The sequence below is a fragment of the Mycoplasma sp. 394 genome (assembly GCF_054353895.1).
Genome location: NZ_JBTHHL010000003.1, coordinates 1 through 16290 on the forward strand (window position 1 = coordinate 1; position 16290 = coordinate 16290).

Sequence of the window (16290 nt, forward strand, 5' to 3'; positions counted from 1 at the left end):
GCCTATGTTTAAGGCTTAAACGATTTTTTAATACATTAAAGTGGGAAATTCAGGATATTTTGATAAGAAAATATGAAATAATTAAAAATTTTGCAATAAAATATGTTGTTTTTGTTATAATTTTTCCTTCTTTTTCTTAAATAAAATCTAAGAAAAAGAAAGATTTTTACATACTATACACTTGGTGTATTTTCTTCTTGGGTTGCTAGTTTCTTAGCATCTTCTAATTTAACACTGAAAAAGCTAGTAACTCCGCGTTTTTGCATTGTTGCACCAAATAAAGCATCTACTCTTGACATTGTTCCTGGGCGGTGTGTGATAACTAAAAACTGGGTTTGTTTTTTAAGTTCTTGTAAGTATTCAGCATATCTAACCACATTTGCTTCATCTAAAGCTGCTTCTACTTCATCCAAGATACAAAGTGGTAATGGACGAGCTTTTAAAATTGCAAATAATAAAGAAATTGCAATTAATGATTTTTCTCCACCTGAAAATAATTTAAGATTTTTAACAGATTTGCCTGGTGGCTGAGCAAAAATACTAATTCCGCTTTCAAGAATGTTTTTCGGATCAATAAATTTAACTTCCGCACTTCCTCCACCAAACATTGATGAAAATACTTTATGCATCTCAATGTTAACATCATCTACTATGTTAGTTAAACGAGCAACAATTTTTTTATTCATTTCTGAAATCGCTTCATCACATAAACGTATTGCTTCGGTTACTTCATCACGGTTTTTGGTATTAAATTCATAACGTGATTCAACTTCTTGTAGTTGTTCAATGGCTTCTAAATTAACATTTCCAAGTTCTTGAATTTCATAACGCAGTTCCTTTACTAATTCTTCAGCAGCAACTGGGGACATATTTAATGGATAATGTTCAATTGCATATTCTAAAGTTAATGCATAATGTGAACTAAGACGTTCTTTATGTTTTTCTAGTAAGTTTTTAGATTTTTCAAATGCAGCAGTTTTTTCACGAAATGATTCGTTAAGGGTTTTTTGTAATTTTGAAATTCTTTTGTATTCTTCTTCTCAACTTAGTATTTTTGCATCGAGTGCTTCTTTGATTTGTGTATTTGAACTAATATCAAATTCAAGTAGTTGCAATTGCTGTTGTAGTTGTGCAATAGTTTGTTCAGAAACATCTAATTCGCTGATTTGCTCGTTATTAGCAGATGAAATTTGTGTTTGTAATTTATAATTTTCAATTTTACCGAAAGTATCTTTAACTTGGTATGATAAATTAAGATATTGTGAGTTATAAGAAGCTTGATAAGTTTTTTGTTGTTGTAAACTTTCGTTATCTTCTAAAATAGTTTTTGTTGTTTGTGCGATAACATTTTTAATTCCTGGAATCAAGTCTTTAAGTTCCTTAATTTTTTGATCAAGACCTAAAATATCTTCACTAGCTTCAACAGTTCCACCAACCATAACTCCACCAACGCGCACGATGTCACCATCTGTGGTAACTACCATATATTTTTTTTCAATAATTGTTGATATTTCATTGGCTGATTTAATATCAGAAACAACTAAAACATTACCTAATAAAAATTCATTTAGCACTTGATATTTGTTATCAATTTCTACCAAATCTTTAGCAACACCCACAAAACCAGGGTGATTTCGAACCACTAATAAATAATCATCTCGGATAAACTTACCTCTAATTGAAGCAAGAGGAATAAATGTTGCACGGCCCCCGTTATTTTTTTTAAGGAAATTAATTGCTTTAACAGCTGTATCAGAATGATCAACTACTATATGCTGTGCAGCATTTTTCAAAATTGCTTCTAGTGCAGGCAGAAATTCATTAGGAATCTTAATTAAATCTGCTACTAGTCCTATAAATCCCTTAAGTAATGTTTTATTTTCTAAAACTGTTTTTGTTCCTTTGTATAAGTTAGTAAAATTATTTTTCTTTTCTTCAAGAATTTCAAGTTTTGAGATTAATTTAGTATATTTGTTCTCTAAATCCTTGACTTTTATATTACCATCGTTAATTTTACTTTCTAATGTAGCAATATTTTCAGTTGCTTGATTTCGTTTAGTTTCCATTTCAGATAACGATTCACTTAAATAGCGATATTTTTCTTGCAAAGTACGTAATTCACTTAAAATCGCTAAAATACGTTCTTTTTCATCGAAATTTCCTTGTCCACTGGCAATCATTTCGCGACGAGCCCGGTCTGCAGAAATGGCTTTTTCGATATTATTAATGCGTTCTGACAAACCTTGTTTTTTACCTGAATCACTTGATAACTTTCGGTTTATTTCAATAACTTCATCGCGTTTATTTTTAATTTTGATATCTAATTCTTCAAGTTGACTGTTATATTGTTTATCAGTTTCATCAACACCTGAAAGATCTTCAGTTAATGTTTTAACTAATTCACTATGTTTTTTTATTTCGTGTGCTAAATAGCCTATTTCAACACTTTTTAACTCTTCGGCCATCTTTTTGTATTTTAGTGCTTTTTCAGCATGAATGCGTAGTGGAGCAAGTTGTTTTTCTAATTCTTTAATTGATACTTCAACCTTTCCTAAGGTTTCTTGGGCTCGTTCGAGTTTTTTTTCTGCTTCTGCTTTACGGAATTTATATTTAGAAACCCCTGCAGCTTCTTCAAAAATTAATCTGCGATCTTCATCAGATGAGTGTGCTATATCCGAAACGGTTCCTTGCGAAATAATCGCTAACGAACTTTTTCCTATTCCTGTTTCCATCGCAATCGCTTTAATATCTTTGTGACGGCATTTTTGGTTATTTATATAGTATTCATTTATCCCTTTACCACGCTCTAAAACACGAGTAATTGAAATAACATCTGAATCAACTGAACTAAGACGATCCTTGTTATCAAAAGTCAATGTTACTTGTGCTTTTTGCATCGGTTGCACAGTTTTTGAACCAGAAAAAATAACGTCTTCCATTGAATCACCACGTAATTCTTTTGAACTTTGTTCCCCTAAAACTCAGCGGATTGCATCGTTAATATTACTTTTACCAGAACCATTGGGTCCTACAATACCTGCAACTCCACCATCAAAGTGTAATACAATTGGATCTGCAAAAGATTTAAATCCTAATGCTTCTATTTTAATTAATTTCATCATTTCCCTTCATTTTCATTTTATTTAAGGCTGCTCTTGCTGCATTTGTCGTAGCTTCTTTTTTAGAAGCACCACTTCCTATTCCGTAAATCATATCTTCATGAACGGCTTTAGCTATAAAAAGCTTATCTTTTTCTTCAAAAATATAATGAATATTATTTTTACTAATGCTTTGAAAATATTCTTGAAGTTGTGTTTTAGGATCCTTGTTACTTTGAAACACATGATGTCCATCTACACTTATATTGCTTGCTAGTAGGTGTTTTTGCACAAATCATCAAGCCTTTGACATCCCTTGATCTAAATAAATTGCTCCTAGAAAAGCCTCAAAAATATCAGCTTGTACTTTTGGTGAATCTAAAACATCTGTATGCATTTGTCCATTTCCAGTTTTTAAAAATTTTAAAAGTCCAATGTTTTTAGAAACTGCTCCTAAGGTTTCGGTTTGCACCGCTGATGCTCTCCAGCGCGAAAGTTCACCTTGAGATTTATTGGGAAACTTTTTGTATGCATAAATTGCTATCATAAACGACAACAGCGAATCCCCTAGATATTCAAGCCTTTCATAATTTTCTAACTTAGTTTTATCATGTGTGTTATATGATTTATGAGTAGTTGCTAGTTCATAAAATTCTATATGGTTTGGTTGTATTCCGATATTAATCAAAAAATCAATGAGATGTTGTTGTTTAAACATTTAATGCTACCTTTAGTTTATTCAATAAATCCTTAGAAATTGCATTATGCATTTGTTTTAGTGCTATATAAATAGATAATTCATCTGCTGCACCATGGATTTTTAATGCAAGGGCATTGATACCTAAAACTCATGCATTAGCAACATTTCGAAAGTCAAGTTTTTGTGCTATTTTTTTAAAACTAGGTTTTAATAATAATGCCCCTAATTTAGCAAAAAAACTTTGTTTAACTCGCTGCTTAATTGCTTGTTTGAAACTTATAACAGCACCTTCATAACTTTTAATGACTAAATTTCCACCGTATCCATCAATTAATCCTACATTTATGTTTCCTGCAAGCAAGTTTCGTGTTTCAGAAAAACCGATATAGTTAAGTTTTTGATCCGATTCTATTAAACTTTGTGCTTCTCTAACAACTTGCAAGCCTTTGTATTCTTCAACCCCGACATTTAGCAGTGAAACAGTTGGATTTTGCTTATTAAACATTGTTGTATGAAATGCTGATGCTAATTTTGCTCACTCATATAAATATTCGGATTTTACTTCAAGGTTAGCTCCTACATCTAATAATAAAAGTTTTTCATCATTCAAACAAGTAATAATCGGCATAAAAGCAGGCCGAGAAACATTATCAATACGTTTTAGTTTAAAAGTCAGTGCTGCAATATAACTTCCTGAATCACCCCCTGAAATCACTCCATCAGCTTTATTTTCATTAATAATATTAATTGCTGCATTCATCGAATTATTTTCTTTTAAACTTGCTCGGATATTTCTTGGATCGCTTGGTTTATTTGGATTATAAATTATTTGGATATTCGGGTGTTTGTTTATAGATTTATCAAAGTTACCAACTAAAATAATTTGTACATCTTGATAATTATTAACAAATTTTGCTGCTGCATTATAAGCAACATTAACACCTAAATCTAATCCATTTGCATCTAAAACTATTTTCATTATTCAACTCCTATTAAGAATTGATAATTAGGTTGATTACCTTCAACTACTTCTATTTGTAAATCATAATTTGCTTCAAGGTAATTACTTAATTCTAAAAGTGTTGCTGTATCAACATCATCTCCGTAATATAATGTTATCATTTGAGATTGTTTTTTTACCATCTTAGAAATTAACTTTTTAAAAGTTATTGTTAAATCGCGTTCTGAAGCAACAATTTTGCCATCATGAATACCTAAATAATCACCTTTTTTTATCACAAGATTATTTATCTTTGTTTTACGAACTGATTTAGTTATTTCACCAGTTTGCACATCAGATAAACTATCTAACATTAATTCTTCATTTTCCTTTGCACTAAATTCTGAATTAAAATTTAAAACTGCTGTTAAACCTTGAATTTGGGACTTTGTCGGAATGACAATAATATTTTTATCTGTGACAACTTGCGCTGCTTGTTGTGCTACTAAAATAACATTAGAATTGTTAGGTAAAATAAAAACATTTTTTGCATTTACCTTAGCAACAGCATTAATTAAATCTTGAGCAGATGGATTTTGGATTTGTCCAGATTCAACTACAAAATCGGTTCCTAATTCCTGCATTCTTTTGATTATTCCGCTACCTAAATTACATGATACAAGTCCACATTCAGCCATTTCATCAGATGTTTTTGCATAAATTGATTTGGAATTGTTTGCTTGCAAAGTCATATTTTCAGATTTTATTTTAATAAATTCACCATATTTTTGTGCTAGAGTTAAAAATTCTCCAGGTTTAACTGTATGACCATGCACCTTTAACAATTTATCATCGTTAACTATTACTAGTGAGTTTGCTATTTCTCCCATTTGTTTTGAAAAAATATTTTTATCAAAAGTATGTGGATTATTTAAATCAACTAAAACCTCAGTGCAGTAACCAAATTCACCTGAATATATTTCACTATCTGAAACCAAAACCGATATATCATCTCCGTTTTCACTTTTTTCAACTGGGTTTCCTTTTAAATATTCAAAAAAACCTTTAAAAATGATATATAAACCTTCTCCACCACTATCAGTAACCCCTACTTCGCGTAAAGTTTTTAATTTATTTGGTGTTTCATCACAACTCTTTCGCGAAAAATCTAAAACCTTAGTTCAAAAATCAAGCAAGCTCACTTCCGTTGCTTTGAAAAATTCTTGATTTAAATTTTCTGATGTTTCTCTGATAACAGTGAGCATTGTCCCTTCAGTGGGATTAAAAACCGATTTATAAGCACGGTTTGTTGCTTCTTGAAAGGCGATTAATAACTGTTTTAAATCTAAGGATGCTAAACCAGCACAAGCAAGCGAAAATCCTTTAAAAACCTGTGATAAAATCACTCCAGAATTACCACGAGCTTCATACATCATATTTAAGGCAAGTTGCTTAGTAACTTCAGAAATAGGTAAATTAAAATAAGATTCATCTAATTTAGCTATTGCTGCAGAAATTGTCGATGACATATTAGTTCCTGTATCTCCATCTGGGACTGGAAAAACATTTAAAGCATCAATGCGATTCTTAGCATTAACTAATGCATTTGAACCCGAGAGCATCCCTTGCAAAAAGGTTTTACTATCCAGCAAAATTTTTGACATTATTTAATCCCTTCAATGAATATTGTTAACTTGTTAAATTTTAATTTATTTTTTTTCATTTCAAACGCTAACCTTTGATGAAATTCTGCTATGATGACTTTTGCAAAAACATCTGCTATTAAAGAAACTGCAATAAAAAAACTATATCCTTTCGGTGTTAGAATAATATTAACACGATCTATTAGTTCTGTTGTATCTGTAACTATATCATCATAAGAAAGTGGATTTATTTCCTTAATTCCAGGTATTGATTCAGCAATCTTTAAAAACATCTCTTTGATTTTTAACAATTCCATTATGCCTACTTTCGATATAATATGCAAATATATCTTAAAAATTATTGATTATATTTTATAATATTATTAATATTTTTTAAGAAATTAAGGAGCAGAATGGCACTTTTAGTTGCAAAGGCAATTGTATTAGAAATTATCGAAAAATCAGAAAATGAATTTTATGTGACCTTTTTTAACGATAAAGGTGTTTTAATTCTTTTTGCACAAGGGTTAAATAAACAGTTATCTAAAAATCGTAGCAACTTACAAATTGGTTCATTGGTTGAAATTGAATATTTTTCCGCAAGATTAAAAGGTAGAATAGGAAGATTAAAAAGAGTAAATTTATTGCATATTTTTAGTATTACTAGTCCTGATACAAACATCTTTCTGCTAAAACTTATCAAACTCTTTAAAAACTTGAAAATACCAAATCATATTTTTAATTTTTACACTTTAAATATGGATAAATTTAAAAAAGACAATTTAAAAAAATATTTATGTGTTTTTTATGCACAAAGTAGTGTATATTTTGGTGTAAAACCTAGTTTTAATAAATGTAGAATATGTCATCAAAGGAAGAACCTTATTGATTTTAGCATCCTTGAAGGCGGTTTTATTTGCTCAAATCATAATCTTAATGATACAAAAAACCAAGAACAATTACTTTTATATTGATACTTATATTATCAACCAGAAAAATATGTCAAATTAGTATCACAAACAGAAAATATATTGTTGCTTAATCAACTCAAACACATAATTTCCGAAGCAGGATACTATTTATAAGAAATAATTTGTTTTATGTAAATAGTTACATATATTTTTATTATTTATTTTCTATTTTAGTAAATAACTAGTCGTTTTGAATAAAATTTATATAATTTAATTATGATAAAATATAGCATTAAAAAAATAAAAAATTTGTTTATTTTACTTTTTTTACCAACTTTGTTAACTTTAATTTCTTGCTCGCATAATCAAAATAATGAAGCAAAACTAAGTCAAAACATACATAATGAAAAATCAAATATTTCATACAATATAAAGAAAGATATTTTAAGGAAACTTTTAATAAATTCTACAAAGAAAGCTATGGAATTAGATAATGATAGCAAATTTTACAACCTTATCGATTTATTATTTTCCAATGAAATTTATAACAATAAATATTCATTTTTACTTATGGATTATATCAATAAAATGAATGAATATCATAAAAATAGTTTTAATCAAAAACAAAATAAATATTATCAATTGAAGCTTTATAAACGTGACCATCTTTATTTTAATTATCTTTCTTTTGTATATTTGTTAATGAAATATGATAATGAAAATAATCAGATGATAGATATAAACAATATGAATTATTTACAAAGTAAAAATATCAAAATTAATATAAAAGGTATCCCAAAACTTGAAATTAACAAAGAAATCTATAATTTTGTTAATAATTCATATCACTTTTTAAATGATGAATCAAATAAAGAATATCAAGATAGCATAAGAAACTTAATAACTAAAAACTTTTTAAGCAATTCATTAAATTCTTATCAACTTTATAGTATTGACTATTTAGAAAAACCAATAACAAACTATATTCACAATGATGATTTATATAATAATGAATATCCACCTTTGTTAGAGATTTCAAGGACATATGGTTTAGATAAATATGACTTTGAAGATACGCCCGATATTGACTGAATCTACTATCAGCGATATCTAAAATATGACAAAAGTAATTTTCCGGCTCTAGATGTTTTTATTAAGAAAAATAATTTGGTTTATCCTGCTAAAAATGATACTGGCACTAATCTTTTTTTAACTGACAGTACAGATTTAACAAACATAAATAATAATTATGCTTTTTCAAGAAACATAATAAATAAAATAAAAAATGTTAATGTATATAAAGTTAACTATAATGAAGTAAAAAACATCATTAAATATAAAACAAATCATACTAAAAAAGAAAGACATATTTTATCATTTGATATTAATGATAATTTAGAAAATAGTGAATTGTTTCTTTCTTTCAAATCTTATCCTATTAACAATGACACTAACATAATAGTCATAAATGTAGATAAAATAGATAAAAAATGATTTTTAAATGATTTTGTTGATTTTTTCTTGCAAAATCACACTAAAAAATCTGAAAATATTAGTTACAACTCAAAATCATCATCTTTTGTTATAGATATTACAGATGAAATAGAAAACAAAACTAATAAAAAAAATATATTTTTTGTTAACTCTTATGATTTATACACACAGAATATGAAGAAAAATGAATATAAATTCTTTATAGAAAATAATTTTTGAAGAAATTACACAATAAATAACAATATAGAGAATTTACTTGCTACATCAGATAGTTTTGATATGAGATTATATGATAAAAAGGATAATTTTAATATTTATTATAAATGATATGCCGATTCAAAAACTTTATGAAAAAAAGAAACAAATAATAACCCAAATAATAAACCATGGACAAGTAATAAAAATATAGAAATTAAAGGATATTCAGAAGAGGATTAATATGAAAAAAAATATAAAGAAATTTCTTTGGTTTTTCGGTTTTGTAAGCACAACAACAATAACTGTTTCTGCTAATACATCAGCTCAAAAATATAACGAATCAATTTACATTAATAATAATTCTTATATTAATTTAAATGTAAATGACTATAATAAATTGATTAATATGTATGTACCATATTACAATAAACTCGGTTTACGCTATGAAAGAGGTAATAGCTATTTTACAAATGAATTTGATAAAGTAGGGATTATCGAGTTAGGAAATGTCGATCAAAATTTACTTTTCTCAAAAAATCCTGATTTCAAAATTAAAAAATTTGATATTGATAATTATCAATATTCAAATCATGCATGAAATGTTGTTTCTACTATTGGTACTGATTTTGGAATCAATAAAAATGCAGATATTTATTTTTCAAATAATTTTGATATACCAGATAGGAAATATTTTGATGTGGGAACAAAAGGAGATGAAGTTTGGAAACAAAAGGCATATGATAACATTCTAAAAAGAATGTATGATAGGTATGGTGTTAAAATTTTTAATATAAGCATTGGTCAATTAGATACACCATTAGATGGTTACTTTTTGAATTTTTCAGATAATATAAAAAAATTATTCATAAATGATGTTCAAAGTTTTGAAGATAATTATACAACAGAAGAAGATGAACAAAATTTTTATGCTTTATCAAGTGCGATAATTAATTTTTATTTTGATACAAATGAGAAATTTAACCACTCTATTACAAAGAACTGAGATAATTTATTAAATGCTATTAATGAACAAGCACTAATATTTGACTGAAAAGTTATCTTCTCTGCAGGAAATTCAAGTGATGAAACAGTTGATGCATGAGAAAATCTGGATTCATATTTCGATAAAAACAATTTCTTTATCAATGATAAAGATAATCATTTAATAGACATTAATTGAAATAATGTCTTTAAAAAATTTAAAATTGTAGCAAAAAATATTTATAAAAAACATTATAGTAGTTTTAAGTTATATCCTAATTCAAAAGACATAAAAGGTATTTATTTATTATATGACTTTTTGAAAAATAAAGTCGAAAAGAATAACTATATTTATCATAGCAATACCTATGATGATTTTAATAATTGAGAGTTCGGAAACCAGTTAATAAGTTCTCGCAATATTTTTAGTGGACTCTTAAAATGAGAGAGCATAAAGAACAAAGAAAATATAATTAATGTAGGATCTGTATCATATGATAATAAACCATCCGATTTTACATCGTTTGGTAATTCTAAATCTCCATATTTGCCTTTAATTTCTGCATATGGATCAAGTTTAGCCGAAGATGAAACAAAGATTAATAAAGATAATAAAAATCATTATTCAAGCGAGGAAATTAACTCTATAAACAAAAGATTACCTGAATATTTAAAAGAGAAAATTAATTATGCAATGAATTTTAATGGGACAAGTAAATCAGCACCAATGATTACTGGTTTAATTTCATTATTACAGCATAAATTACAAAGAGAATTATCATTGAATGAAACAAAATTACTTCTGATAAGTTCATCAAATTATGCATCAACAAATACAGCAAAATTAGGTAACTTAGATGTTGCACTTAATTATAGATCTAAAATTTTCCCAAGTGAAATTTGAAGAATAAATAGACAAAAAAACAAAACTGGGTTTGGAATACCAAAATTTTTCAAAATGTTTAAGATATACAATGAAAATAAAATAGAAAAACTAGATTTCAATCTCCTCAAAAAACAAATAGATGAGTATCCATGAAAAGACCCAGAAGCAAAAAGAGATAGCTTGCCTAATTTTCAAAATCTCAATCATACATTTGTCTCTTCATATAAAAGTTTTTTTTCAGATTATATCGAAAAACAATATTCAAATACAATAAAAAAAGAATATGATAATTACAATCCATGAGTTATTTTAAAAACATATATTTTTGAAAATGATAAGAAAAAAACAATAACATGAGATAATAGAAAATTCGATGATATAAACAAGGTTTATGAACTTACAGGTTATCTTAATTCTGTTTTAAAAAATGATAAAAATGAAATAATATATAAAAAACGTTGAATGAAATGATTAAGAACAGACTATTCAAACATCGATAGAATATATTTTGGTAATTATAAATTTCTTTTTAATCCTGAATATACTTTATATATTTACCTTATCGAACTAAAACACTATATGTTAGAATATACTAATGCTTTTTATGATAAAAAACAGAAAAACGATGCTAATTATCAGCAAAATAAGAAGAATAATATATACGAACAAGAATTAAATAAAAATCTTATGATTTTAATTGACGGATACTTTGAACACATAAAAGAGAATTTAGAAATTTTGTCTTATTATGAACATAATTAAAGGTTAATTTTATTAATTATGAAAAAAAATAAATATCTTTCTCTTTTTTTGTTGTTTTCAGTTTCTTCTATTACATTAACATCTTGTGGAATAAAAAATGAATTAAAATTTGATTTATCAAAAGAACTTATAAATAAGTCAATACATTACTTAAACCAAGATGGACAAAACTTAGTTAGAAAAATTAGTGAACATAAGAATTTAAATAATGAATTTAAAAAACATATAAATTCTTTTTTAAATTCATTATCAAACTATGACAACAATAAAGAATACTATAATCAATATCTAAGTTTTCTTAATCAAATTATAGAAATACAAAATGATACATCGTTAATAAAACTTTCCGATACAGATCACTATATCGGTGATAAAAACATCCAAGCATTTTATAATCGAAGTTATAGTTATAATATACAAAATGAATTAAATCATATAATTTCCGTTGAACACAGCGATAATCCAAATAAGAATAAAATTCCTGATATTTACATCAAAGAACTCTCAAATATTTATTCAACTATCTTTGATTATAACAATCCGTTTCTTCTTTCATATGATACAAAAAATCAAAATAATGTAGATTCTGCATTACAAAAATCTTTTTATGATGACAATTATTTGGATACAAAATGAAATTTTGAAAACAATTTTTCTCCGAGAATACTAAATCCTGAAATTTTTGATCTGAAGACAAATAAATCACAGGAAATAATAAATTATTTGGACCCGATTAATACATATTTTCCTTTTCGTAAAATTTTGCGTTTTCAAATAAATGATGATTTAAAACAAAATGATTACTATATAAAAATTCAAAAAGAGAAATTAACTAGTGGTTCTATTTTTATTAGTTTTAAATTTGTTAAACAAAATAAACCAATCAGTTTTAATAAATATATTCAGCAAAGGTATGCTAAAAAACCTTTATTTGAAGTCAATAAACCACAAAGTACCTTATTTATAGATATTTCTAGATATTTAGAAAAAAACATAAAAAATAAGATGTTATTTTATATTTTCGCTTACGATGCCGATTCAAAAAATACTGAGGAAAAAATTTATGATTCTTTCTTGAAGAATCAAAACATTTGAAAATATCAACAACCTCAAAAAGAATCCATAAGAATTTTCCATCTAGAAAACACAATAATTTCATCTGAAACCTTTGATTTTACATCTGCTTTGGTTTATAATAAAAATGATAAATTGAAACAAGAGTATTATCGATTATTATCATTATTATATAATGGAAAATCTGCGCTTTCTTTGTTTGAAAACTATAAAAAATACAACAAATCAAATCCTTAATTTGATAAATCTTTTAAAATTGGGATATATCAACCTTTTATGCATGATGCTTTATATAATAAAATCTGAATTTGAGTAATTTTGTAGTATAAAAATAATAAAATTTATATTTTGTAAATTTTTATCCCTTGTATATAGTAATAAAAAACTGTAAATATGATACACACGGAGCAGTTGTTAGTGTATAATTAAAAAGCAATTTTTATATCATTATTGTTAATATTAATTTAGAAAGGATAAAATGCCAACAACTAATCAGTTAGTTACAAATGGTCGTAGTTCAAAGGTTAAAAAGCAAAATGCGCCTGCTTTAAACCAAAGCTACAACTCATTAATTAAAAAATCAAAAAAAATGGCTTCTCCATTTAAGCGTGGTGTATGTACTCGTGTCGCAACAATGACACCTAAAAAACCTAATTCAGCATTACGTAAATATGCTCGTGTTAAGTTATCAAATACAATGGAAGTTACAGCGTACATTCCAGGAGAAGGACACAACTTACAAGAGCACTCAGTGGTATTAATACGTGGTGGTCGTGTTAAGGACTTACCTGGAGTAAGATACCATATTGTTCGTGGAACACAAGATGCTGCTGGGGTTTCAAAACGTAATCAAGGTCGTAGTTTATACGGAACTAAAAAAGAAAAGAAATAAGCATAATAATTAATTTTAAACATAAGGAGGACAAATGTCAAGAAAGAAAAGTGCACCTATCCGTGAAGTACTTGCAGATCCAGTTTTTAATTCAGTAGTTGTTACAAAATTAATTAACCAAATTATGCTTGACGGAAAGAAATCTATCGCACAAGATATTTTATATTCAGCTTTTGAATTAATCAAAAGTAAAACTAACAAAGAACCAATGGAAGTATTTTTAGCTGCTGTTGAAAATATTACACCACAACTTGAAATTAGAACAAGAAGAATCGGTGGAACTAACTACCAAGTACCTACCGAAGTTCCTACTCGCAGAAAACAAACATTAGCATTAAGATGACTTGTTCAATATGCTAGATTAAGAAACGAAAAAACTATGGATGTTCGTTTAGCAAACGAAATCATTGATGCATCAAATAAAACTGGTGGAGCAATTAAAAAACGCGAAGACACCCACAAAATGGCAGAAGCTAACAGAGCTTTTGCACACTTTAGATGATAATCAGAGTTATAAAATAATATGGCAAGAGATTATGATTTAAAAGACTACCGTAATATCGGTATTATGGCCCACATTGATGCAGGAAAAACTACAACAACCGAAAGAATTTTATTCCATACAGGTAAAATCCATAAAATCGGGGAAACCCATGATGGTGGTTCTCAAATGGACTGAATGGATCAAGAAAAAGAAAGAGGAATTACCATCACATCTGCTGCTACAACAGCTTTTTGAAAAGGTAAAAGAATCAATATTATTGATACCCCTGGACACGTTGACTTCACCGTTGAAGTTGAACGTTCATTGCGTGTTTTAGATGGTGCAGTCGCTGTCTTAGATGCACAATCTGGTGTTGAACCACAAACTGAAACAGTATGAAGACAAGCAACAAACTACAAAGTTCCTAGAATAGTTTATGTAAACAAAATGGATAAAGCTGGTGCTGATTTTGCTGCTTCAGTTGCTTCTGTTAAACAACGTTTAGGCGGAAACGCTGTTGCTATTCAGTGACCAATTGGTGCTGAATCTGAATTCAAAGGAATTATCGACCTTGTAACCCGTGAAGCATATACATATAATGGCGAACCACAAGAAGAAGAATTTGCAACAGCAATCCCAGAAGATCTTAAAGACATCGTTGAAATTAAACGTCAAGAGTTATTAGAAGCAGTTGCTGCTTTTGATGATGAATTAATGATGAGTGTTTTAGAAGGACATGAAGTTGAAATACCTGCTTTCAAAGAAGCAATTCGTAAAGCAACTTTATCTTCCGAATTCTTCCCGGTAGTGTGTGGAACATCATTTAAAAATAAAGGTGTAAAAAAGATGATTGATGCTGTTGTTGATTATCTACCATCACCTGTTGATATTCCAGCAATCAAAGCACACGATAACGAGTATGAAGTTAGTGTTGAAGCAACCGATGATGGTGAATTTGCCGCATTAGCTTTTAAAGTTATGAACGATCCTTTTGTTGGTTCTTTAACTTTCTTTCGTGTATACCGTGGAGTTTTAACAAAAGGGAGTTATGTATATAACTCTACTAAGGGAGAAAAAGAAAGAATCGGACGTGTATTGCAAATGCATGCCAACAGTCGTGTCGAAATTGATGAATGTCGTGCCGGAGATATTGCTGCAGCTGTAGGTTTAAAATATACTACAACTGGGGACACTTTAGTTAATGAAAAAGGTGCGAAAATCATCTTAGAAAAAATGGTGTTCCCCGAACCTGTTATTTCTCAAGCTCTCGAACCTGAATCAAAAGCAGCTACCGAAAAACTTTCAATCGGATTACAAAAATTAGCTGCTGAAGATCCAACCTTTAGAACATATACCGATGATGAAACAGGTCAAACAATTATCGCTGGTATGGGTGAATTGCACCTTGATATTATTGTAGATCGTTTAAAACGTGAATTCGGAGTTCAAGCAAAGGTTGGTGCTCCACAAGTTTCTTACCGTGAAACAATCACAAAAACAGCAGATGTCGAAGGAAAACATATTAAACAATCAGGTGGTAAAGGGCAATATGGTCATGTTTGATTAAAATTTGAACCAAATCCTGATGGTGGTTTTGAATTTGTTGATAAAATTGTTGGTGGAAAAATCCCTAAAGAATACATTAAATCAATTCAAAAAGGACTTGAAGAAAAAATGGCTGCAGGAATTTTAGCAGGATATCAAATGATTGACATTAGAGCAACATTATTTGATGGTTCATACCATGATGTCGATTCATCTGAATTAGCATACAAAATAGCAGCTTCTAAGGCCTTAACAAAAGCAAAAGATATGATTGGGACTGTTTTATTAGAACCTATTATGGATGTTGCGGTTGTTGTTCCATCAGATCATATGGGAGATGTTATCGGCGATTTATCACGTCGTAGAGGACTGGTGAATGATCAAGAACAAAGAAGCGATGGTGCAGTTGTTGTTAAAGCAATGGTTCCGCTTGCTGAAATGTTTGGTTATTCAACCGAACTTAGATCAATGACTAGTGGACGTGGTACATATCAAATGCAATTTGATCACTATGAAAAAGCACCAAAAAACATTGCTGATGAAATTATTAAACGTAGAAATATTCAATCTAAAGACGAAGATTAATATTAACAATTTCATAAAATAATAACAAAACACAAGAAATTTTCTTGTGTTTTGTTATCTTAGATATGGATTTTATGTTTACTTACAACTTATTTCC

At 28.1% G+C, this 16290-nt stretch carries 12 protein-coding genes; 7 read left to right on the forward strand and 5 right to left on the reverse strand.

The features are described from left to right. Positions 1-173: 173 nt before the first annotated feature. Genes ACXYRQ_RS01310 through ACXYRQ_RS01330 form a run of 5 tightly spaced genes read right to left on the reverse strand, consistent with a single transcriptional unit; the run spans position 174 to position 6698 of the window. Positions 174-3119 (reverse strand): AAA family ATPase, encoded by a 2946-nt coding sequence (locus ACXYRQ_RS01310; protein ID WP_458614576.1) that lies wholly within the window; start codon positions 3117-3119, stop codon positions 174-176. Beyond that, the gene (rnc, locus tag ACXYRQ_RS01315; RefSeq protein ID WP_458614577.1) at positions 3106-3816 is read right to left on the reverse strand and encodes a ribonuclease III; all 711 of its coding nucleotides are present in this window, start codon (positions 3814-3816) and stop codon (positions 3106-3108) included. Before rnc ends, ACXYRQ_RS01310 begins: the two co-directional genes overlap by 14 nt. Further along, positions 3809-4777 carry a phosphate acyltransferase PlsX gene (plsX, locus tag ACXYRQ_RS01320; RefSeq protein WP_458614086.1) on the reverse strand — a complete coding sequence of 323 codons (969 nt, stop codon included), beginning with the start codon at positions 4775-4777 and terminating at the stop codon, positions 3809-3811. Before plsX ends, rnc begins: the two co-directional genes overlap by 8 nt. Then, positions 4777-6402, reverse strand: a complete 1626-nt coding sequence (locus tag ACXYRQ_RS01325; protein WP_458614578.1) for a DAK2 domain-containing protein — start codon at positions 6400-6402, stop codon at positions 4777-4779. The genes plsX and ACXYRQ_RS01325 overlap by 1 nt, the downstream gene beginning before the upstream one ends. Beyond that, the gene (locus tag ACXYRQ_RS01330) at positions 6402-6698 is read right to left on the reverse strand and encodes a hypothetical protein (RefSeq protein WP_458614579.1); all 297 of its coding nucleotides are present in this window, start codon (positions 6696-6698) and stop codon (positions 6402-6404) included. Before ACXYRQ_RS01330 ends, ACXYRQ_RS01325 begins: the two co-directional genes overlap by 1 nt. Before the next feature lie 96 nt (positions 6699-6794). Between ACXYRQ_RS01330 and recO the strand changes: the two genes are divergently transcribed. The 7 genes from recO to fusA all read left to right on the forward strand — a co-directional run bounded on the left by recO (position 6795) and on the right by fusA (position 16193). Next, positions 6795-7466, forward strand: coding sequence for a DNA repair protein RecO (gene recO, locus ACXYRQ_RS01335; RefSeq protein WP_458614580.1), 672 nt, complete (start codon positions 6795-6797; stop codon positions 7464-7466). Between the two features lie 102 nt (positions 7467-7568). Further along, entirely contained in the window at positions 7569-9224 is a 1656-nt protein-coding gene (locus ACXYRQ_RS01340; protein WP_458614581.1) for a hypothetical protein, read from the forward strand. A 1-nt stretch (position 9225) separates the two neighbouring features. Then, positions 9226-11613, forward strand: coding sequence for a S8 family serine peptidase (locus ACXYRQ_RS01345; RefSeq protein ID WP_458614582.1), 2388 nt, complete (start codon positions 9226-9228; stop codon positions 11611-11613). An 18-nt stretch (positions 11614-11631) separates the two neighbouring features. After that, positions 11632-12924 carry a hypothetical protein gene (locus ACXYRQ_RS01350; protein WP_458607317.1) on the forward strand — a complete coding sequence of 431 codons (1293 nt, stop codon included), beginning with the start codon at positions 11632-11634 and terminating at the stop codon, positions 12922-12924. Between the two features lie 241 nt (positions 12925-13165). Continuing rightward, positions 13166-13579, forward strand: a complete 414-nt coding sequence (gene rpsL / locus ACXYRQ_RS01355; protein WP_435129073.1) for a 30S ribosomal protein S12 — start codon at positions 13166-13168, stop codon at positions 13577-13579. A gap of 34 nt (positions 13580-13613) precedes the next feature. Beyond that, a complete protein-coding gene (gene rpsG / locus ACXYRQ_RS01360) occupies positions 13614-14084 on the forward strand; it encodes a 30S ribosomal protein S7 (RefSeq protein ID WP_435129070.1) in 471 nt (156 codons plus the stop codon). Between the two features lie 18 nt (positions 14085-14102). Further along, positions 14103-16193: an elongation factor G gene (fusA, locus tag ACXYRQ_RS01365; RefSeq protein WP_458614583.1), complete on the forward strand. Its 2091-nt coding sequence runs from the start codon at positions 14103-14105 to the stop codon at positions 16191-16193. The last annotated feature ends 97 nt before the right edge of the window (positions 16194-16290 follow it).